The organism is Allofustis seminis DSM 15817 (assembly GCF_000374325.1).
GTDB classification, from domain to species: Bacteria; Bacillota; Bacilli; order Lactobacillales; family Carnobacteriaceae_A; genus Allofustis; species Allofustis seminis.
In genome coordinates this window covers 20,004-41,545 of sequence record NZ_KB894085.1, presented here as the reverse complement: position 1 = coordinate 41,545, position 21,542 = coordinate 20,004, and the positions used below count along the sequence as shown (strand labels likewise).

General features: G+C 39.4%; 18 protein-coding genes, 1 tRNA gene and 1 other annotated feature. Of the genes, 1 reads left to right on the top strand and 18 read right to left on the bottom strand.

Annotated features, from left to right (window positions below; all coding sequences use genetic code 11):
- Window positions 1-22: 22 nt before the first annotated feature.
- From C231_RS0106165 to metG, 5 genes are all read right to left on the bottom strand, one after another.
- Window positions 23-1,102, bottom strand: a complete 1,080-nt coding sequence (locus C231_RS0106165; RefSeq protein WP_018659758.1) for a metal ABC transporter solute-binding protein, Zn/Mn family — start codon at window positions 1,100-1,102, stop codon at window positions 23-25.
- A 93-nt stretch (window positions 1,103-1,195) separates the two neighbouring features.
- Entirely contained in the window at window positions 1,196-2,065 is an 870-nt protein-coding gene (gene rsmA, locus C231_RS0106160; RefSeq protein ID WP_018659757.1) for a 16S rRNA (adenine(1518)-N(6)/adenine(1519)-N(6))-dimethyltransferase RsmA, read from the bottom strand.
- On the bottom strand, window positions 2,058-2,627 hold the full coding sequence (gene rnmV, locus C231_RS0106155; protein WP_018659756.1) for a ribonuclease M5: 570 nt from the start codon (window positions 2,625-2,627) through the stop codon (window positions 2,058-2,060). Before rnmV ends, rsmA begins: the two co-directional genes overlap by 8 nt.
- The gene (locus C231_RS0106150) at window positions 2,627-3,403 is read right to left on the bottom strand and encodes a TatD family hydrolase (RefSeq protein ID WP_018659755.1); all 777 of its coding nucleotides are present in this window, start codon (window positions 3,401-3,403) and stop codon (window positions 2,627-2,629) included. The genes rnmV and C231_RS0106150 overlap by 1 nt, the downstream gene beginning before the upstream one ends.
- Window positions 3,404-3,463: 60 nt before the next feature.
- Window positions 3,464-5,518, bottom strand: coding sequence for a methionine--tRNA ligase (gene metG, locus C231_RS0106145; RefSeq protein ID WP_281164023.1), 2,055 nt, complete (start codon window positions 5,516-5,518; stop codon window positions 3,464-3,466).
- A gap of 185 nt (window positions 5,519-5,703) precedes the next feature.
- Window positions 5,704-5,897: a binding site (T-box leader), on the top strand.
- Window positions 5,898-5,953: 56 nt separating this feature from the next.
- On the opposite strand from metG, the gene tyrS reads away from it, so the two are divergent.
- On the top strand, window positions 5,954-7,219 hold the full coding sequence (gene tyrS / locus C231_RS0106140) for a tyrosine--tRNA ligase (RefSeq protein WP_018659753.1): 1,266 nt from the start codon (window positions 5,954-5,956) through the stop codon (window positions 7,217-7,219).
- Window positions 7,220-7,527: 308 nt separating this feature from the next.
- On the opposite strand, the gene C231_RS0106135 is transcribed toward tyrS, so the two are convergent.
- From C231_RS0106135 to C231_RS0106075, 13 genes are all read right to left on the bottom strand, one after another.
- The gene (locus tag C231_RS0106135; RefSeq protein ID WP_018659752.1) at window positions 7,528-7,737 is read right to left on the bottom strand and encodes a hypothetical protein; all 210 of its coding nucleotides are present in this window, start codon (window positions 7,735-7,737) and stop codon (window positions 7,528-7,530) included.
- A 252-nt stretch (window positions 7,738-7,989) separates the two neighbouring features.
- Window positions 7,990-8,074, bottom strand: a tRNA-Leu gene (locus C231_RS0106130).
- Between the two features lie 94 nt (window positions 8,075-8,168).
- Entirely contained in the window at window positions 8,169-9,515 is a 1,347-nt protein-coding gene (brnQ, locus tag C231_RS0106125) for a branched-chain amino acid transport system II carrier protein (RefSeq protein ID WP_018659751.1), read from the bottom strand.
- A gap of 185 nt (window positions 9,516-9,700) precedes the next feature.
- Window positions 9,701-11,875, bottom strand: coding sequence for a Tex family protein (locus tag C231_RS0106120; protein WP_018659750.1), 2,175 nt, complete (start codon window positions 11,873-11,875; stop codon window positions 9,701-9,703).
- Between the two features lie 157 nt (window positions 11,876-12,032).
- A complete protein-coding gene (locus tag C231_RS0106115; protein WP_018659749.1) occupies window positions 12,033-13,793 on the bottom strand; it encodes a DUF1542 domain-containing protein in 1,761 nt (586 codons plus the stop codon).
- A 69-nt stretch (window positions 13,794-13,862) separates the two neighbouring features.
- Window positions 13,863-14,582, bottom strand: coding sequence for a hypothetical protein (locus C231_RS0106110; protein WP_169333940.1), 720 nt, complete (start codon window positions 14,580-14,582; stop codon window positions 13,863-13,865).
- 60 nt (window positions 14,583-14,642) lie between these two features.
- Window positions 14,643-15,332 carry a hypothetical protein gene (locus C231_RS0106105; RefSeq protein ID WP_018659747.1) on the bottom strand — a complete coding sequence of 230 codons (690 nt, stop codon included), beginning with the start codon at window positions 15,330-15,332 and terminating at the stop codon, window positions 14,643-14,645.
- Window positions 15,333-15,724: 392 nt separating this feature from the next.
- Window positions 15,725-17,083 (bottom strand): glutathione-disulfide reductase, encoded by a 1,359-nt coding sequence (gene gorA, locus C231_RS0106100; RefSeq protein ID WP_018659746.1) that lies wholly within the window; start codon window positions 17,081-17,083, stop codon window positions 15,725-15,727.
- 185 nt (window positions 17,084-17,268) lie between these two features.
- Window positions 17,269-19,071 carry an oligoendopeptidase F gene (pepF, locus tag C231_RS0106095; RefSeq protein ID WP_018659745.1) on the bottom strand — a complete coding sequence of 601 codons (1,803 nt, stop codon included), beginning with the start codon at window positions 19,069-19,071 and terminating at the stop codon, window positions 17,269-17,271.
- A 113-nt stretch (window positions 19,072-19,184) separates the two neighbouring features.
- Window positions 19,185-19,610: a hypothetical protein gene (locus C231_RS0106090; protein WP_018659744.1), complete on the bottom strand. Its 426-nt coding sequence runs from the start codon at window positions 19,608-19,610 to the stop codon at window positions 19,185-19,187.
- 18 nt (window positions 19,611-19,628) lie between these two features.
- Window positions 19,629-20,486 (bottom strand): 16S rRNA (cytidine(1402)-2'-O)-methyltransferase, encoded by an 858-nt coding sequence (gene rsmI / locus C231_RS0106085; protein ID WP_018659743.1) that lies wholly within the window; start codon window positions 20,484-20,486, stop codon window positions 19,629-19,631.
- A complete protein-coding gene (locus tag C231_RS0106080) occupies window positions 20,486-20,803 on the bottom strand; it encodes a GIY-YIG nuclease family protein (RefSeq protein WP_018659742.1) in 318 nt (105 codons plus the stop codon). The genes rsmI and C231_RS0106080 overlap by 1 nt, the downstream gene beginning before the upstream one ends.
- Window positions 20,787-21,536, bottom strand: coding sequence for a tRNA1(Val) (adenine(37)-N6)-methyltransferase (locus tag C231_RS0106075; protein ID WP_245533386.1), 750 nt, complete (start codon window positions 21,534-21,536; stop codon window positions 20,787-20,789). Before C231_RS0106075 ends, C231_RS0106080 begins: the two co-directional genes overlap by 17 nt.
- Window positions 21,537-21,542 lie beyond the last annotated feature (6 nt).

The following is a 21,542-nucleotide window of genomic DNA, read 5'->3' as shown; positions in this document are numbered from 1 at the left end:
AATCTCCTTTGATTGATACAATTTATTTAATACTTTTTTTGAGTTGTTCAAGATTAAAGCGCATGGCTTCTACATAACTCATATCATCTTTAGCCCCTTCAACATCTTTAGGTGCTCGCTCTAAGTCATATAAGACAGCAATTTTCGTTCCTGTCTCTGCAGAAATTGTTTCTGCAATTTTTGAATTAGCACCACTTTGATAATAAATAACTGGGACTTGCGTTTCTTTGACCACTTCATTTAATTCAGCAAGCGCTTGAGGAGTTGGTTCTGCTTCAGTGTTAACGCCACTAGCAGCAACTTGTTCCAAATGATAACGATGTGCTAAATATCCAAATGCTTTATGTTGAACAACAAATACACGTGCTTTTGCTTCATGAAATGCTTCTTCATATTCATGGTCCAATGCTTCAAGCTCTTTTTTAAAGGCCTCTGCATTTTTTTCATACACTTCTTTTCCTTCAGGATCGGCTTCAATTAATGCTTCTTTAATCACATCAACTTGACGTATAACTTCTTGAGGATCGAGCCAGTTGTGTGGATCCACTCCGCCATGGTCATGATGATGGTCATGTTCTCCATGATCATGATCATCGTGGTCATGATCTTCATCTTCATGGTCATGATGGTGTTCTTCATGGTCATCATGATCATGATCTTCATCTTCATCTTCATGGTCATGGTGATGTTCTTCATGGTCATCATGATCATGACCTTCATCTTCATGGTCATGTGTAGCTTCTGCTAACATATCTTCTTTGTCAGAAGTTTTCACAACGACTAGATGGTCATTCTCAACGGTTTCTAACATACTTCCAGCCCAGAATTCCATCTGGTCACTACTATAAATAAATATGTCCGCTTCACTTAATTGAGCAATATCTTTTGCGCTAGGCTCATAACCATGAGCTCCAGCACCTCCTGAAACGAGTACAGAGACATCGGCACGATCTCCCGCAACTTTTTGAGTAAATTCATACATTGGATAAAATGAAGTAGTGATGTGTAATTTATCACCAGATTTACTTGTAGTTCCCTTTCCACATGCGACTAAAACAATCGCAGCAAATGCTAAAAATAAATGTGTTAATCTTTTCTTCATATCGACTCTTCTTTCTATAATTTTCTTAAATCGTAACGATTACGATTTAAATCGTATCACTCACATTTTTTTTAGTCAAGCATTTTTTACATATTAATTAACTGTTGAAAGAAGATTGCTTAATTGTACGAATTCATCAATTGTTAAAGTTTCAGGTCGGCGCTTAGGATCGATAGAAGCTTGCGCTAAGGCATACGCGACTTGTTCCATTGACTTGATATCATTTTGATAAAAAGATTTTAAATTATTCCACAATGTCTTTCTTCGATGCACAAAACAGGCTCGAACCAATCGACTAAAAAAGGCTTCATCTGAGACTTCAGGATATACTTCTTTTCGCTTGAAGCCGATAACTGCGGAATATACATTAGGTTGCGGAATAAAAACAGTCGGCGGAACTTCAAACAATATATCAACCGACATCTTTCTTTGAACAGCAATCGTTAATGAACCATATTCTTTTGTATGCGGTTTTGCTTGTAAGCGTGCAGCCACTTCTTTTTGCATCATGACGACAATTTCAGAAAAAGGTAATGAACTTTTAAATAAATTCATCAAAATAGGGGTCGTAATATAATAAGGGAGATTCGCCATTACGACAACTTTTTCATTTGCTATTAAATATTTTTCTTGAAATGCTTCCCAATCCACTTGCAAAATATCTTGATGAAAAACTTGTACATTATCAAATGATTTCAATGTTGTATCTAAAACATCTAGCATGCGCTGATCAATTTCAAAAGCAAAGACACGTTTTGCAACTTTTGCAAGCTGTTCCGTCAATGTACCAATCCCTGGCCCCACTTCAATAACTGTCGTCTGACGATCAATTGCTGCAGAGTGGACCATTTGCAACAAGATATTGCGATCAATAATAAAATTCTGTCCAAGACTTTTTTTAGCCGTCAAATTAAATTGTTTTAAAATTTCTTTAGTGCGAGCAGGTGTTACAATATCATTCATCTTTTTCCCCTTGCTTTATTTGCGTCATAATTTCTTCTACTTGTTCTTCACTAATATCAAACATTTCCAATCTTTTTTTTAGTTGCTTGGCATTCACATGACCAATATGCAGGCTTTCAGATAGTCGGTCGCGATTTTTTTGGGCATGTGGATGATCCATTAAGTGCATCTTTCTTAAAAATGACAGACTAATCTTATTATCTTTGACCCATTCTGGCTGATACTTATGATGTAAAGCATGCATAATGGCATCTTCTCCAGCATGTTCTACTCCAACGCTTCCTTTATTCTGAGGAAGTGCATCACTTTGTGGAATAAAAGCATGCATCGCGTCAGGAACATGATGCATGATAATTTTTCTAATGCTTTCACCAGGAAAATCTGGGTCAGTTAGTACAATTACTCCACGATATTGTTGTGCCTTTTTAATTAATGCAATTGTTTCTTTACTGATAGCTGAACCATTTGTTTCGATCGTATCTACATCTAAAAAGTGTTTTAGATTTTTGGTATCATTGACACCTTCTACAACGATAATTTCTTTTATTCTTCTTTTTTTCACTATTTTCTTCCTATTTTCATAATTTTTTTAGCCGTTTGCGTTGTTGCTTGGGCAAACTCTTCCAACGACATACCTTTTAACTTGGCAATCTCTTCCGCCACATAATATGTATAAGAAGGTTCATTTCGTCGCCCACGATATGGTTCTGGACTAAGGTAAGGTGCATCTGTTTCTACTAATAATCGTTCAAGCGGCGTTGCTTTGGCAGAAGCTTTGACTTCAGGTGCATTTTTAAAAGTAACGACACCACTATAAGAAATATGCATCCCCAGCTCCAAAAATTTCTCCAACCATTCACGATCTAAGTTGAACGAATGCATAATACCTCCTGCCGCTCCGACCCCTTCGGATTGAATAATACGATACACATCTTCTGTACTCTCGCGATTATGCACTGTAAAAGGCAAATTCAATTGTTTTGCTATTTGAATATGACGACGAAAAACTTCCTCTTGTCTTTCTTTTGTTTCGGGCGTCCAATGGTAATCCAACCCCGTCTCACCGACTGCTACCACTTTTTCATGCTGTAACCATTTTAGTAATTTCTCTTCAATTGCCGCATTATAATCATGTGCTTCTGTTGGATGCCAACCTAGTGCCAAATAGATATTATCAAAGCGGTTAGCAAGTTCGATAGCTTTTTCGATTGTCGGTTCATCAAAGCCTACGACAACCAATTCTTTTACACCCAATTGATAGGCTCTGTCAACCATCTCTTCTTCTTTTCCAAAAAATTCTTCCACATTCAAATGCGTATGTGTATCAATAAGATGCATAGCGCCCCTCCTCTAAAAATAATCACAAGAAAAGGGCAAGGTGTCTTGCCCTTTTCACATTTATGAAATCAATGCGCCATTTGGCATATCTTTCGGTGCTTTAATAACTTTTAAGCACCCTTTATCATCTTCTGCCGATAAAATCATCCCTTGGCTAATTTCGCCACGCATTTTCATCGATTTTAAATTCGACACGATGACGACTTTTTCACCCACTAGTGTTTCAGGATCTGGATAAAATTCCGCAATCCCTGAAACAATTTGACGGTGTCCGCCTTCATCTCCTGCATCTACGCGGAATTTCAATAGACGATCGGCTTTTTTTAATTTTTCGCATGTGATAATTTCTGCCACTTTAAGTTCTAATTGATCAAATACTTCATAAGAGATCTCAGGTTTTTCAAGTAAGAGTTTAACCTTTTCTGGATTCCATTCTTGCTCTTCTTCAGGTCCTTGATTCATGCTATGATTCATCATTTCTTTAATGCGAGCAATCTCTACTGCAGCATCCAATCGTGGGAAAATAGGTTCACCCCTTGCCACAACATGTTGTCCAGAAATAAATTGACCAAAATGGCGGCCTTCCCACGCGAGCGCTTGCTGATCAAGTCCTAATTGCTGAATTATTTCAAATGGTGCATGCAATAAAATAGGTTGAATCAGCACCGCCACGACACGCAAGCTTTCGACTAAATACGCCATCACATCGCCTAATTCTTCGCGCTTACTTGCATCTTTTGCTAAGGTCCATGGTGTCGTCTCATCAATAAATTTATTCGTCAGTCCTACAAAATGCCAAATCGCCTGCAAAGCTTTACTGAAATTCATTCGATTCATTTCTTTTTCATAAGTTGCAATTGCTTCTGTTGCCGCTTTTTGATGTGCTATTTCGATTGGACGATCGGCTTTTGAATAGGCTGGCACCTCACCATCAAAATATTTATTAATCATTGCAACTGTACGATTTAGCAAGTTCCCTAAATCATTAGCTAGGTCTGAATTCATGCGACCCACATAATCTTCTGGCGTAAAGACACCATCATTTCCAAAATTTATTTCACGTAAAAAGTAATAGCGATAAGCATCAATGCCATAAGCATCAATTAGATCTGTTGGATAGACTACGTTGCCTTTTGATTTGGACATTTTGCCATCTTTCATTACTAACCATCCATGCCCGAATACCGTCTTTGGCAAAGGCAAATCAAGTGCCATCAATAAGATTGGCCAATAAATAGAATGGAAACGCACGATTTCTTTTGCCAACATATGAACATTTGCTGGCCAAAATTTTTGGAATAGTTCAGGCTGATGCTCAAAATCGCCCAGATCTGGATCATAACCTAAAGCTGTAATATAGTTTGTTAGTGCATCAATCCACACATAAATAACATGCTTCGGATCATTTGGCACTTTAACGCCCCAATCAAAAGTCGTGCGTGTTACTGCTAAATCTTCCAGTCCTGGTTTGATAAAGTTATTGATCATTTCAGTTTTGCGATGTTCTGGTAGCAAAAAGTCCGGATGCGTTTCATAATATTCAACGAGACGATCCGCATACTTACTCATTTTAAAAAAGTATGACTCTTCTTTAACCCATTCCACATGATGACCACTTGGAGCAATTCCGCCTATAACTTTTCCTTGTGCATCGCGGAACACTTCCGTCAATTGCGATTCAGTAAAAAATTCTTCATCTGAAATGGAATACCATCCCGCATATTCGCCAAGGTAGATATCTCCTTGATCGAGCAACTTTTGAAAAATTTTGGCAACCATTTTTTCATGCTGCTGATCAGTTGTTCGAATAAAATAATCATAAGAAATATCTAGAACGTCCCACAGCGCTTTAATTTCTTTTGCCATATGGTCGACATATTCTTGTGGCTCAAGACCTAATTCTTGTGCTTTGTCTTGAATTTTCTGACCATGCTCATCTGTACCTGTTAAATAAAATACATCTTCACCTAACAAGCGATGATAGCGTGCCAACACATCACACACAACGGTTGTATATGCATTCCCAATATGTAATTTTCCACTTGGATAATAAATGGGGGTCGTAATATAAAATGTCTTTTTATTTGTCATTGATCTCTTCCTTATTCTCTTCATATATACTTTTATAGTATAGCATAATTTTAGTTGTCTGTATGATTCCGCAGATTTTTCATTATATTTTTTATAAAACCCTCTAAAAACTTCCACCATCTGCACGCTACATTTGCATTGACACAACCACATGAATAGTTTACACTGAAAACAACAATTTAGTGTAATAATAAATATTTAACAATTTCATATCTTTCGCAAGAAAGCACAGTAGAAGGTAACCCGCTATTTTAGAGAGCTGACGGGCGGTGCAAGTCAGTATAAGGTTACCGTTGAATTACACTTTCTAACAGATGCGAACGTTACTCACGTTACGAGTACAGAGTGCAGCGGTCAATGATCGTCTGAATCTGGGTGGTACCACGATATGATCGTCCCGGCAGAAATTTTTCTGGCGGTTTTTTTATTGATATTTTTTATTCAAATGGAGGGAATATAATGGGAATTATTGAAGAATTGAAATGGCGCGGCGCTATTAATCAACAGACAGATGAAGAAGGATTACGCCAATTACTAGAAGAAAAAAGCGTTGGACTTTATTGCGGCATTGACCCTACAGGCGACAGTATGCACATTGGACACTTGATTCCTTTCATTATCTTAAAAAGATTCCAAATGGCAGGACATCGCCCATATGTCGTAATCGGCGGAGGAACGGGTTCAATCGGCGACCCGAGCGGACGAAATAGCGAACGTGAATTACAAACAATGGAAAAAGTAGATGCTAATGCTGAAAAATTAAGCTTGCAAATGAAAAAACTATTTAAAGCAGGACAAGCACAAAGTGGCATTCATCTCGCCAACAATAAAGACTGGCTAATGCCAATGACACTGCTTGAATTCTTACGTGATTTTGGAAAAGAATTCAGCGTAAATGTTATGCTCTCTAAAGATGTCGTAGCTAGCCGATTAGATACCGGCATTTCTTTTACAGAATTCAGCTATCAGATCATTCAATCCATTGATTTCTTACATTTGTTCAAACATGAAGATGTTCAGCTACAAATTGGTGGAGCCGATCAATGGGGAAATATCACAGCCGGCCTTGATCTCATCCGCCGTAAAGAAGGCGTTGAAGCAGAAGCTTATGGCCTAACCATTCCCCTTCTTTTAAAAGCGGACGGTACAAAATTCGGTAAAACAGCAGGCGGTGCAGTCTGGTTAGATCCCCAAAAAACAACCCCTTATGAATTCTATCAATTCTGGTTCAACCAAGATGACCGCGATGTAGTAAAATATTTAAAATATTTCACTTTCTTAACGGAAGAAGAAATTGACCGTTTAGCAGAAGTAGTCCAGAATGAACCTCATAAACGTCTTGCACAAAAGGTCCTTGCTGAAGAAATGACACGCTTCGTACATGGCCAAGAAGCACTAGATGAGGCCATTACTATTAGTGAAGCACTCTTTTCAGGCAATGTCCAACAATTAAAAGCAGATCAAATTGAAGCAAGCTTCAAAGATGTTCCAAACACGAATGTGAAAAAAGGCAGTTATCCTATCATTGACTTCCTAGTCGATGAAGCAAAAGTCGTTCCGTCCCGTCGTCAGGCACGCGAAGATATCCAAAATGGTGCCATTTATATCAAGGGCGAACGTATTACAGACCTTGATTATGAAGTAAATGATAAGGACAGCTATGATCAGCGTTTTGTGCTCATTCGCCGCGGCAAACGCCGTTACTTCCTTGTTCATCTTGTATAATCACTCCAATATGAATGAAGCGATGTTGCATCACTTACCAATCATTGCAAGCGCAAGCTTGTATTAAAAAGTATGCGACAACATTTATTAACAAATGACATATATGAAAACAAGGTTTCTTTAAAGGAGCCTTGTTTTTTGATGAATAATGATATTTTTTCTCTTTTTCTCACTACAGCAAGCATAGGTAACTGCAGAGCCAGTCCGTTTATAATTTCTTATTTGTGAAAGTATATTATATGGCCTTTCTTTATTTTGTATATTAAAAAAACACCTACAAGTTTCCTTGAAGGTGTCATCTTTTTTAATTAATCTAAGACTTCAATACTTTTTACTTCTGATTCATTAAAATAGACATTTCTTCCTCTTAATTTCCCAGAGTCGGGGGTTAACGTTAATTCATCGAGCCCACTTTCAGTATTCGCTGAATACTCAAATGTAAAAACTTCTCCTTGAAGGATTATTCCATCTATAAATTCAACTTTCAAATAAGTTCCTAGATAATATTCAATATTCATAGATAGCACTCCTTTAATATTTAGGAAAGGTTGGAGTTATATGCATTCTTTTCCTAAAATAGTGTGAAAGTCAAGCATTAAAAAAAGCGTGTCAAAGAGCAACTGTATCTCTAATTCCACTCATGCTCTCCAACACACTTACGCTAATATTTTATTGTCTAAAGTGTTATTCTTGCTTATATTTCAAAATGGCTGGGTCATAAATATATTTCAATGACTTCAGATATTTATGCTCATATACCATATAAAAAATGCCCACAAAAAGATTTGAACTTTCACGAGGATTCCCCTCACTACCCCCTCAAGGTAGCGCGTCTACCGATTCCGCCATGTGGGCTTAATATCACAACAGATATCATAGCAAGATTATCGATATCTGTCAAATGATTTTTTGAAAAAAGCGGCAACCTAAATGGCTGTCGCTTTTATTTTTATGATTTCTTTTTGCTGATAAATGAATAGGTCAATCCTACTGTTAAACCAATGACTGCTGGTAAAATCCAACTCAATCCTAATTTCATTAATGGTAAGTTGTCAGCGGACCATTCCAAAACTTTTGAAACGCTGGCATGTGATTTGATAATGGTCGGCATCGCTGCAAGGGCATCAATGAGGGCGACAAGCATGGTAAAACTTAATGTTACTTTATAAACTGTCTGATCTAAAGGATAGATCGCATTCAAATAACTTAGCAAAATTAACACAATGGCTAAAGGATAGATAAACATCAAAACTGGTGTGGTCGCTTCCAATACAAATGACAAGCCCGCCATTGAAATGATAGCTGAAACTGTAACAGATCCCACTGCATATTGTGCATATGAGAACTTCGGAAACATCGTCGCAAATGTTTCAGAAAATGCCGTAATCAAACCAACAGCTGTCGTCATACATGCACTCGTAACGATAATGGACAATAAGATACTTCCATATGTTCCCAGATAGTGACTAGACACTTGTGCCAACAATTCACCACCATTTTTGCTGCGTGGAATGACATGGACACTTGTTGCACCAAGCCAAGATAATAAAGTATAAATAAATGCCATAAAAACTAATGTCAATATTCCCGATTTAATGGTGGATGTCGCAACCCCTTTTGGATCTGTGACACCTAATTTACGTATGCTGGACGTTACAATAATTCCAAATGCAAGTCCTGCAAGAGCATCCAGTGTATTATAACCGCCTAAAAAACCTGTTACAAATGGCTTAGTTTGATAGACACCTTGTGCTGGTAGATCTTGGACACTTCCCATCGGATGAACAATGGATAATGTCAGTAAGATACCGAGTGCAACTAAACAGAGCGGATTGAGAAATTTTGCAACATAATGGAGTGCCGATGAGCTCGTTCGCGAGAAAAACCAAGCAATAACAAAAAATGCAATACAAAAACTTGCCAAGACGATTTCTTGATTTGCATCACTAATATAAGGGGCCAATGCGACCTCATAAGATGTCGTAGCTAGGCGTGGAATGGCAAAAAGTGGTCCAATAACCAAATAAAGTGCAATAGTAAAGGCATACCCAAATGTATCACCTGATTTACGTGCCAAATCTAAGACGCTATCACTACTTGAAATGCCCATCGCCGCCACTGCAAGTAGTGGCAACCCAATGGCTGTCACCAAAAAGCCTAAATTCGCAATAAATACCATATTCCCCGCTTCTTGCCCCAAAAATACCGGGAAAATTAAGTTGCCCGCCCCAAAAAACATTCCAAATAATAGCGAGGCAATAAAAAGATAATCTTTTAATTTTAGTTTTGCCATCATATGTTCCACCACCTTCTATAATAAAAATTAGTATACTACATATTTTATAAAAAATGTAGACATATTCTCATCATTTTCTAATTTTCTTGTGAGCGATATCTCTAGGCAACGACTATCACTCATTGCCCATACTCACCAAAGAAAAAGCGAGAGGCCATTTTCGCATCTCGCTTCATCTTATATTTTTATTTTTTTAACATAGATAAGCCAATACGCTGACGCGTTAAGTCCACATCTTCTACCCAGACTTTAACAATGTCGCCAACTGAAACAACATCACGCGGATGACTAACATAATGATCGGTCATCTTCGAAATGTGAACAAGACCATCTTGTCCCACACCAATATCGACAAATGCGCCAAAGTCTACCACATTGCGAACTGTTCCTTCCATGGCCATGCCAGGTTTTAGATCTGCAAGGGTTACAATGTCTTCTCTTAATAAAGGAGCGGGCATATCATCACGAATATCGCGGTCCGGTGCCATAAGTGCTTTCATTGTATCTTCATATGTTTCTTTTCCAAGTCCAGTCAGCTCCCGAAGCTGTGCATGGTTAGCACTTCTTACTTTTTCATATAATTGCTCCGTTCCTAGATCTTTTTTGGTTAATGCTAATGCATGCAAGATTTTTTCAGCAGCTTGATAACTTTCAGGGTGAATGGCGGTCGCATCAAGAGGTTCTCCGCCTCCCAGAATACGCAAAAAACCAGCAGCTTGTTCAAACGCTTTGGGTCCCAGTCTTTTTACTTCTTTTAATTGATTCCGATTAGTAAAAGTACCGACTGCTTCACGGTAGTCAATCACATTTTGGGCGGTGGCGGTCGTCAATCCCGAAATATGCATAAGAAGCGATGGACTTGCAGTATTTAGATCAACACCTACTTGGTTCACTGCTGTTTCGACAACGAAGTCCAGCTGATCGGTCAAGCGTTTTTGTGAGACATCATGTTGATATTGCCCAACACCAATAGATTTCGGATCGATCTTCACAAGTTCTGCTAATGGGTCTTGCAAGCGGCGTGCAATGCTAACGGCACTCCGCTCTTCCACTTGTAAATCAGGAAATTCTCGGCGTGCTTCTTTGCTCGCAGAATAGACACTTGCGCCCGATTCATTCACAATCACAAAAGCCACATGATGCTCTAATTTCTTCAAAGCGGACGCCACAAATTGCTCTGATTCACGACTCGCCGTTCCATTTCCAATCGCCACCGTATCAATATGATAGTCCTTTACAATCTTCAAAAACTCCGCTTCAGCTTGTGCTCTTTTCTCTTTTCCAGCAGGTGGATGAGGGAAGATGACGGCAATGCCTAGCACTTTTCCAGTAGGGTCGACAGCTGCCAATTTGCAACCTGTACGATATGCTGGATCAAATCCTAAAACATATTGCCCTTTAATCGGGGCTTGAAGAAGTAAGTGCCGTAAATTATCACCAAATACTTCAATCGCTTGTTCTTCCGCTTTTTCGGTCAATGTATTTCGAATTTCTCTTTCGATTGCTGGCCCAATGAAGCGCTTATAGGCATCTTCTGCTGCCACCTCTACCAATTCTACAGCGGGAGAGTTAACGGCTTGAGGAATTAATTTATTTTTTAAATATTGCAAAATCTGCTGTTCCACTACGTCAATCGTTACTTTCAAGACTTCTTCTTTTTCGCCGCGATTTATTGCGAGAATGCGGTGAGAAACAATCGTACGTAGTGGCTCTTCATAATCATAATACATTTCATACACTTGTTGATCGTCTGCTGCACTTGCTTTCTTGTGCGTTATAATTTTTCCAGCAAACCATGTATTTTTACGAATCCATCGTCGAAACTCTGCATCATCGCCTATTCTTTCAGCTAAAATCTCATGAACGCCTTGATAAACTGCTTCAAGCGTTGGTAAGTCTCGGCCCTCACTTATATATTTTTCGGCTTCCACATCTAGATGAGTCGCTGGATAAGTGAGTATCCATTCCGCTAGTGGCTCGAGCCCCCGCTCTTTTGCAATGCTAGCAAGCGTTTTGCGTTTTTGTTTGTATGGGCGATATAAATCTTCCACACGTTGCAATTGATCAGCTGCCAAAATCGCTGCTTCAAGTTCAGGTGTTAACTTATCCTGCTCTTTGATTAAATTAAGAATTTCGTTCTTTCTCTTTTCTAGATGCGTGATATATTGACGGCGTTCCATAATTTCTTGGATTTGCACTTCATTCAGTGAACCTGTCTGTTCTTTGCGATAGCGTGCAATAAATGGAACAGTATTCCCCTCATCTAATAAGGCAAGCACGCCCTGAATTTGTTTTGCAGAATAGTTTGGAAATTCATTTCCCAAAAAATCAAGTATCTGTCGTGTTTCTTTTATTTTCAATTGATTCACACCTCTATTGCTTTATCTTTCGCATACTCTTTTATCGTACCATTTTTTTAGCCCTTTAGTAAATAATACTTATTGCTTTCTATCTTCCCCTATAGAAAAACAGTGACGGAATTACTCCGCCACTGTTAGAAGGTAGGTATTTATTTTGTTAACTTTCTTTTTTCTTCGAGAAGATGAGATGTCCCAGACCTGTTAAGGCAATACCTATCATCGCAAACAATCCATTCGGTTGGAGTGTTGCGCCTGTTTTTGGCAATTTGTCTTTCATCACTTTGCCCGTTGTCATATCATCTTTTGATGTATCGTCAACTTTTTTACCTTTATCTTTATCTGTTACTGCGCCGATACTATTGATTTTTGTGATGGCATCCCCTTTGGCATCGTCCACTGCTGGTATATCGGTCGCATCATCCACTGCTTTTTTGCCTTTGTCTGCGGCATCATCAATGGCTTGTTCTTTTTCAGCTTTGTTTGGATCACTTGAGTCAAGCGCATTTTTCGCGTCTGTTGCGGCATTATCGATGGCTTTTTTCGCGTCATCTTTGGCGGCATCCAGATATTTTTTATCGACTGCGGCACCGACCCCATTAATTTTCGCAATGGCGTCATCTTTCGCGTCATTGACAGCTGGAATGCTTGTCGCGTCTTCCACTGCTTGTTTGCCTTCTTGAACAATCTTGTCAATGGCTTGTTCTTTTTCACCTTTAAATGGGTCGCTTGGATCAATGGCGGCTTTCGCATTGGTTGCGGCGTCATCAATCGCTTGTTTAGCGGCATCTTTCGCTTGTTTTAATTGTTCCGCTTGATCATGTGCGTCTTGTACTTTATCAGCTGCTTCACCAATTTCTGTGATGGCTTTATTTTTTGCGTCGGCGACATCTGGTTCTGTCGTGGCATCGTCCACGGCTTTTTTACCGTCTTGAACAATTTTGTCAATCGCTTGTTCTTTTTCACCTTTGAATGGGTCGCTTGGATCAATGGCAGCTTTCGCATTGGTTGCCGCATCATCAATCGCAGCTTTTGCATCATCTTTGGCGGCATCCAGATGTTTTTGGTCGACGGCATCGGCAGCACCATTGATTTTCGCAATCGCATCATTTTTTGCATCCGTCACTTTAGGTTCTGTTGGTGCATCTTCGACCGCTTGTTTGCCTTCTTGGGCTATCTTGTCAATCGCATGTTCTTTTTCGACTTTATATTTGTCATTGCCTTTAATGGCAGCTTTCGCATCTTTTACGGCATCATCAATCGCTTTTTTGGCAGCGTCTTTGGCCGCATCGAGATGTTTTTTGTCAACAGCAGCTGACGCGCCATTGATTTTTGTGATGGCGTCATCTTTAGCGGTATTAACGGCTGGGATGCTGGTCGCATCATCGACAGCTTTCTTACCTTCTTGAACAATTTTATCAATCGCTTGTTCTTTTTCGGCTTTATACGGATCCGCTGGATCAATCGCAGCTTTTGCATCTTTGGCTGCTTGATCAATGGCTTGGATCGCCGCATCTTTGGCGGCACTGACCCATTTCGCATAAAGTGTAAGATCGCCCGTTACCGCTTGGTCAAAGTCATAAGGGATGGTACATTCACGTTCTTGATACCATCCCGCAAGTCTCCAACTTGTTACATTCTGAGCGCCCGGCGCTGAGGCCTTCATATTCTCTTCTACTCTCTGTGCTTGTGGAGCAGTCCCATGCCCATTCGCATCAAAAGTTACCGTATAATATTTAACGCGAGTATAATTGATATCATAATTATTTAGTAGCGAGTCATTTTTCAAGAGCGGTTGTGTCGGATGTTCTGGATCCATGACTCCTGTTAAAGAAGTCGATTCAAACTGCAGGTCTGTAAATTCTGCAAAGTTACTTGGTGATTGGGAAAGATATTTTGCCCGGTTATTTCTAAATACCATTCCACTCTCAATTGTTAAATTATCGTATTTTCCTGCTGCTACGTCTACTGGATCTAAATATTCATAGTCTTATGTATAAATTGCACCGCCTTGTGAGCTTGCCACATTACCTATAAGTTTACTGTTACTAAGTCCAAAAAATATTTTTTCTTCTACATAAACGGCACCACCGCAATTGGCTTTATTTCCCAAAAAAGAACTGTTTCCACTTACACTTAAAAGATTCCCGCCACGTGGGAGTCCAACATATAATGCGCCACCATTACGACTACTGTGATTATTGATAAATTCAGTCGCTTGAAAGCCTCCTGATGCCCTACTATAAACAGCACCGCCACACCCATCTTCTTCTGATTGTGGTGTGCCTGTAATCAAAGCAGTATTACCATTAAATTGTATGTTCTTAAGATATAAGGTACTTCCATCATTAGGCTTAGCAATGAAAATTGCGCCTCCAGCGCGTGCGTGATTACTAATGAATTTTGTTAGCTGAGGATTCGAGAGATTGTCAATATTTCCTTCAATGTAAAAAGCACCACCATAGCCAGAGCCTTCTGTTTCACGACCACTATTATCGGCGACACAATTTTCAAAGTGACAACCACTCATCTTAGTAACAGTAGCATTGCATAGATAAAAAGCACCACCATCCACACCTTTACAATTTTTAGCGGTTACATTTTGTAGATCTAAAATTAATTTGCCCAATTTACCCAAATATGCCATGCCTTGGAAGTGTAGGGTCTCTCCTGTGCCATTTAAGCTACCATCAATTGTTAGATTTTTCAAAGTGACATACACTTGCATATTTGAATCATACTGAGGGTTGCTGTATACAAATATTGGACGTTAACCGCCTTTTTTATAGATGCGATGATTTTGACCATCTAATTTCCAATTATGCCATAGCGCGTCAATACTCTCATCCTCTTCAAGAACCCAATCTTTATGAAGTGTCATGATAATTGAGTCCCTGCTCGAATGTAATTTGTCATTTAATTTAGTAAAACCTACTGTATCTTTTACATAAAGTACAGTAAAATTCATATCATTATAACGAGAATCCAATGCTCCAGTCGTCAGTGACCCACTTTCTGATTCAATCGTCATCAATGAATCTTGGGCCACTTGGTTATACTCTTCTTCTATGATCTCCATCAGAGTAAGCTGAGGATCATTTTTTATGATTTTATAATATTTGCCATCTCTTGCTTTTGCCACACCATAGGTAACTTCTGCTGGAATCGTGGCTTCTGTGCTTTCTGCTTCATGTAAAGTGGTCGGCAGAACTGCTTCGACTTCTTCAACTGCTTCACTATGGTCCGTTGAAGGGGTCTCTTCGCTTGCTTCAGCAGGTGATGCAACATCTTCTTCGCTATGACCTAATGTACTCTCTTGATTTACTTCGCCTTGTAAGGCAGCATCTTCATCGTCAGACTGCGTTTCTTCTGTTGCCAATGCATTGACTGGCAGAATAGATAGGCACATCACAAGTGCTGACAGTCCAGAGAACCAACGCTCTCTTGTCTTTTTCTTCATAATAAAAAACCTCCCTTTAATGATGGTCTCTCTAAAGGGAAGTTTTATTTTGGTCGTATTATTTTCCCTCTGAGAGCATAGTTTCCCTCAGAGGTGGTGGCCTCAGAGGTGGTGGCCTCAGAGGTGGTGGCCTCAGAGGTGGTGGCCTCAGAGGTGGTGGCCTCAGAGGTGGTGGCCTCAGAGTGCCATTTATATATTGTTAATAATAAATCGCTTCCAAATTATTTTCAAGCACTTTTTAACTTTTTTATTCACTTTTTATAAAAATATTTTTCTTCCTTATCTTTTTTATCATCATTCTAAATTATTGTTCTTTTTTAGCTTATCTTTTTCTTAGAATTTGCCAAAATAAAAAAGCTGAGAATGTCTCAGCTTTTTGGCGCTATATTCAATTAGCGCATCGTAACAAATTCTTCAGCAACGGTCGGGTGGATGGCAATCGTTCGATCGAAATCATCTTTTGTTGCGCCCATTGTGATAGCGACTGTGAATCCTTCGAGCAATTCATCCATCCCTTGACCGATGCCATGAAGGCCGATAATTTTTTCAAAGGGGCCTTGTGTTATTAATTTTAGGTAGGCTTTTTGACGATTTTCGGTAATGGCGCTATGCATTGCAGTGAAGGTGCTGGTGTAGACTTTTATTGTGTCGCCATATATTTCACGTGCTTGCTTTTCGGTCAGACCGATTGTGCCAATTGGCGGTTCGGCAAATATGACCGTTGGCACGAGTCGTTCATCTAGATACCAATCGACTTTATGATTGAAGAGTCGCTCAGATAAGTAACGTCCTGCTTTAATTGCAACAGGGGTCAGTGCAGCTGCACCAGTAACATCGCCTACTGCATAGATGCCTTTTGTACTTGTTTGTTGCCATTTATCTACTATTATAAAGCCGTGTTCATCGACTTGTACGCCAGCAGACTCTAAATTCAAGGAATGCGTATTCGGTTTGCGGCCTGCTGCCCATAATACCATGTCAGTCTCTAATATGGCGCCACTACTTAAATGAACGCGGTAGCCTGATGCGACTTTTTCAATTGCGGTAGCATGGACTCCTGTATGAATGCTACCCTCAAATCCTTCACGTTGTGCAATATCCATGTAGCTATCAATGATAAATTCTTCAAAACCTTTTAAAAGTGTCTCATTATATTCTACGACTTCGACTTCGACCCCTAGATTGCGGAAGGCACCACTCATTTCAACACCGATATAGCCCCCTCCGAGAATGACCATTTTCTGTGGCAATTCTTTTATCGAAAAGATATCGTCCGATGTCAGACCATATGCAGCACCAGGAATATGTGGTCGCGCGGGACGGCCTCCTGTCGCAATTAAGATATGCTTAGCTTGGAGCATTCTTCCATTGACTTCTACTGTGTGAGCATCGATAAATTTTGCAGTGCCATTGATTAAAGTTACTTGGTTATTTTTTAGATTATTTCGGTAGATACCATTCAAGCGTTCAATATATTGGGCACGCCGGGCGACAAAGGACTCATAATCTAATGCAATCTGATCGAGATTACGCAGGCCATAATCTGGGCCATATGCTTTTAATTCATGCATAAGTTTTGCAAGATACCACATGACTTTTTTAGGGACACAGCCGACATTAACACATGTGCCACCTAATTTTCCCGTTTCTATAAGTGCAACTTTTGCTCCTCGTTCAGCTGCGCGGTTGGCACTGGCAATCCCTCCGCTGCCGCCACCGATAACGAGATAATCCCATGACTTTTCGCTCATCTTAACGCCTCCTTAAAATTTCAATCTATTCTTATTATACTTGTTATTTGATGAATGACTATTTTTCTGATTGAAGGGAGTAAACGTTATTTTTGCTAGAGGTACTATAGATGTGTCAATCATTCTTACATTGTCAATTCATTCCTTTATTCAAAATAAAAGGAGGCGCTTCGCCTCCTTTTTTATTATTTCATTTCATTTGTAAGTGCAATGATGCGGTCCACTGAGCGGTCAAGATAAGCAATCGTCTGCTTCAATGCTTCATCTGTTGCAATATCTACGCCAGCAACTTTAGCGGCTGCAATCGGTTCTTTTGTTCCACCAAGTTTCAAGAAGTTCAGCCACTGCTCTGCATCCATTTCGCCTGATTTCAGCTTGAGGTAGGCTTGGGTGGCAATTGTCAGACCAGCAGAATAAGTATAAGGGTATAGTCCCATATAGTAGTGCGGCTGACGCATCCAAGTGAGTTCACTTCCTGGTTCTAATTCTACTGCATCTCCCCAGAAGTCGCTTAGTACTTGATGTTTGATTTCATTTAATTTATTTGCGCCGAAACTATCTCCTTTATCAATCAGGCGATAGACTTCACGTTGATATGCCGCTTCCAATAAATGGGTAACAAAGTTGTGAAAATATGTTTTTGAAATCATCTTACTTATGACAGAGCGTTCAGCACGTGGGCTATCCGCAACTGTACGCAAATGGTCGCTTAGCAATAATTCGTGGAAAGTAGAAGGGGCTTCAATCAAATAAAGCGACGGTCTTGAACTAAGTAGCGTTTGATTTTCGGCGGATAAGATGCCTTGACCTGCATGTCCTAGCTCATGAATAAGCGTATATGCATCGCTTTGTAGTCCAGACCAGCTCATCATAATATAAGGATGCACATCATAAGCACCCGAGCAAAAAGCACCCGAACGTTTGCCAATATTTCGTGCAAAGTCAACCCAGCGCTCTTCAAATGCCGGCATGATTTTTTGGACATAATCTGTACCAAGTGTGGCAACTGATGCTTCTACCATGTTGGCAGCTTCTTCAATTGTAATGGACGGTGTATATTCAGGGTCCAAGTCGATTTTCAAGTCGGCATAATGCATTGCATCGAGTCCGCGTTCTTCTTTAATATGCGTAATATATTTACGCATAACAGGCGCAAAATCTTTCATTAATCTATCAATTTGGCGATGATAAAGTTCTTGATCTACTTCTTGGCCTTGCAATAAGAAATCAAAAACAGAATCAAAGCCGCGCATGGTAGCTTCTGCTTTTTCTTTTAGCACATGATGATAATATGCTGATGCTAGCGTATTTTGATATTGTGCAAGTACTTCATTGAATTTCTTATAAGCGGCTCGGCGAACAGCGGTGTCTTCATGATACATATAATATTCTTCATAAAGCACGAAACTTAATGGATACTCTTTGCCATTTGCTTCAAATGTACCAAAATCAGCATCGGCACTTGTAATCTGTTCATACATATCATAATAGCCATCAAAGACTGGATTCATTTTTTTGAGTGCTTCTTCTAGTTGAGGTGAAAGTGCTGAAGCTTTTTCTTTTTTCATCATTCGGATAAGTGCAATATGTTCTGGATATTTGGCAAGTACTTCATCCAAGATATCAGTTGACAACTGCTGGACTTGCGATGGGAAAAAGCTTAAAGTCGCCGCTTGCTGTGCATTAAATGCCGTCATTTGGCGCATGAATTTCACGATTTCTGTATCTGTGATATCGACACTTACAGGCAAGAATGAATATTGGTCCATTCTTGTCATAATCGTTAAAATCTCTTCATAGTCAGCAATTGCAGCTACAATATCTTCTGCATCTGTTAAATGGTCTTTATAGTGCATTACAAATTGTTGAATTAATGTTTCAACTTTTTGTTTGTCTGCATCGAAATCTTCCATACTTTGATATAAATCTGCTAAGTTCCATGTAAGCTCTACAGGAACATCTGATCGTTTCGGTAATTGTTCAGACATGATATCATCCTTCCCATTGATATAACATGAATTTTAACACACACTTGAAAAATGTGAAAGACATTAGAATTTAAAAATGCCCCAGCAGTTGTAACTGCTGGGGCATTTTCATTTTATTCTACGACATCATATGTGTCATTGGTTGAGTTATACACTTCTAGACGATCTTCATCGGCAAAGTAGCGATACATTCCCAATAAGTTTGTTACACTTGGGTCATCAGCATTTTGCATACGCACTTCATAAATTTTATAATTTTCTTGCTCACTAAGCAAAATAGTCATATGATCTTGATCCACTGCTTGTGCTTGTTGAATGTGCTTGACAATGCGATCGATAACTTTGGCATCTGCATCTTCTTCTTTTTCTGTTGGAGTCGATTCTTCTTTGTCTTTTTCTTCTTGTGTGTCTTGTTCGGTTGTCGACTGTTGCTCTGTTGGTTGTTCTTCCTGTTTTTGAGTGGTTGAATTATTGTCATGACTACATGCCATCATTAAAATAGCACAGAAGGCTACCCATACATGTATCCATTTTTTCATCATTATAATCTCCTCAGCCTAAGATAGTCCATGATAAATGGCATAGACTTCATTAGTTTTTATATTCCGCAACTTTGCGACTTGTTTGATTGCTTCTTTGCTGCGAATATTTTGTTCTTTCATAATATACTGGATATGTTCCTTAATTGTCCAATATTTCCATTCCTCATCCGCTACTATGGGCATCTCATTCCCTGCAATAATAATAACAAATTCTCCTCTTATGTCCGTCATCTCTGCCCAAGAGACTATCTCTTGGAAGCTTCCCCGAATAAATTCTTCATAGCGCTTGGTTACTTCACGTGCTAGAACAATCTGCCGATTTGGTGTAAAGTAATGCATCGCTTCTTTCAAAAAATTTTTGAGGGCATGAGGAGATTCATATAAAATGATCGTTTCTTCTTTATTGGCCAATGCTTTTAATGTTTCTTTTCGGTCTTTATTTTTACTAGGCAAAAATCCATAAAATATAAAAGGCTGTGGTGCAATCCCTGAAGCAATAAGTGCAGTGAGTGCTGCATTTGCTCCTGGCAGTGGTATCACTTGAATATGATGCTCAATCGCCAATTGTACAAGCACGACCCCTGGATCACTGATTGAAGGCATTCCAGCATCACTTACTTGAGCAATGGTCATCCCATTCAGCAACTTTTGGATAATTTCTTCGCTACGCATTTTTTCATTGTGTTGATGGTAGCTGATTTGAGGGGTTTTTATCTCGAAATGATTCAATAATTTTTGCGTATTTCGCGTGTCTTCTGACGCAATAAGGTCGACCTCTTTCAAGATACGCAGCGCGCGAAGTGTGATATCTTCAAGATTTCCAATCGGTGTCGGCACGAGATATAAGATGCCTTTTTTCTGATATTCGCTCATTATGTCCCTCTTTTCTTTCGCCAATGCAGTGTTCCTTCTGGTGAGTGTATGCCATATGCCTTTAAATATTTTATCTTCTGCGCACGCGTCAGTTTTTTAAAGGCGGCTTCTGCTCGCATCGCGGCACTGCGGGTGTTGAAGCGTTCATGGTGGACCATTTGCACTGGACGTTTGGCATGTGGTTTTGTGTATTTTGCACCTTGACCACTATTATGTTCTGCCAGTCTACGCATCAAGTTAGTTGTATAGCCTGCATAAAAGGTATTATCTTTGCACCATAATACATAAAAATAATGGGCATTATTTTCTTTTTCCATGGACAATTGCTTTCACATCCGGTAAATAATTTCCTTCATCATCATAAACAAAAAGTGGGGGCAACCATTTCAAGCCAATCTCTGAACCATTCTTAATAGCTTCAATTAGGACAACATTTGCAGGTTTATTCATTTTAGGGTGCACAAATTGAACTCGTTTTGGCACAAGATGATAGCGTCTTAATTCATCAATAATTTCTAGTAGGCGGTCGGGACGATGCACTAGATAGAATTTCCCTTTCATTTTCAAAAAGCGACTCGCTTGTTGAACTAAATGCGTAAGAGGCAGATGAATTTCGTGTCGGGCAATCGCTAAATATTCATTGTCATTCACTTTACCCGTTGCATCTCCCAAAAAATAAGGCGGATTGCACGTGAGATAATCAACTGAATCATAAGGAATCTCTTGTGAAAGTTGTGTAATATCAGCTTCGATAAATCGCACACGGTCTTGCATATGATTCAATTGCACACTTCTGCGTGCCATATCGACAAGACGTGGCTGAATTTCAACGCCAATAACTGGACTTGCCGTTTGGCGAGCTAATAACATCGTTACAGCGCCATTTCCTGCACAGAAATCGACAATGACTTTATCATCGCGTCTGGATACATTAGCAAAATGCGCTAAGAGCAGTGCATCCAATGAATAGCAAAAAGCTGTCGGACTTTGAATAATCGCCAAGCCAGCAGATACAAGCTGGTCGATTCGTTCATCATCATTTAACTTCATATTCAA

Coding starts and splice junctions, on each gene's coding strand:
- C231_RS0106165 (WP_018659758.1), bottom strand. CDS start 1,102: ATGAAGAAAAGATTAACACATTTATTTTTAGCATTTGCTGCGATTGTT.
- rsmA (WP_018659757.1), bottom strand. CDS start 2,065: ATGAATGATATTGTAACACCTGCTCGCACTAAAGAAATTTTAAAACAA.
- C231_RS0106150 (WP_018659755.1), bottom strand. CDS start 3,403: ATGCATCTTATTGATACACATACGCATTTGAATGTGGAAGAATTTTTT.
- metG (WP_281164023.1), bottom strand. CDS start 5,518: ATGAAGAGAATAAGGAAGAGATCAATGACAAATAAAAAGACATTTTAT.
- tyrS (WP_018659753.1), top strand. CDS start 5,954: ATGGGAATTATTGAAGAATTGAAATGGCGCGGCGCTATTAATCAACAG.
- C231_RS0106135 (WP_018659752.1), bottom strand. CDS start 7,737: ATGAATATTGAATATTATCTAGGAACTTATTTGAAAGTTGAATTTATA.
- brnQ (WP_018659751.1), bottom strand. CDS start 9,515: ATGATGGCAAAACTAAAATTAAAAGATTATCTTTTTATTGCCTCGCTA.
- C231_RS0106115 (WP_018659749.1), bottom strand. CDS start 13,793: ATGGTATTTAGAAATAACCGGGCAAAATATCTTTCCCAATCACCAAGT.
- C231_RS0106105 (WP_018659747.1), bottom strand. CDS start 15,332: ATGAAGAAAAAGACAAGAGAGCGTTGGTTCTCTGGACTGTCAGCACTT.
- gorA (WP_018659746.1), bottom strand. CDS start 17,083: ATGAGCGAAAAGTCATGGGATTATCTCGTTATCGGTGGCGGCAGCGGA.
- pepF (WP_018659745.1), bottom strand. CDS start 19,071: ATGTCTGAACAATTACCGAAACGATCAGATGTTCCTGTAGAGCTTACA.
- C231_RS0106090 (WP_018659744.1), bottom strand. CDS start 19,610: ATGAAAAAATGGATACATGTATGGGTAGCCTTCTGTGCTATTTTAATG.
- rsmI (WP_018659743.1), bottom strand. CDS start 20,486: ATGAGCGAATATCAGAAAAAAGGCATCTTATATCTCGTGCCGACACCG.
- C231_RS0106080 (WP_018659742.1), bottom strand. CDS start 20,803: ATGGAAAAAGAAAATAATGCCCATTATTTTTATGTATTATGGTGCAAA.
- C231_RS0106075 (WP_245533386.1), bottom strand. CDS start 21,536: ATGAAGTTAAATGATGATGAACGAATCGACCAGCTTGTATCTGCTGGC.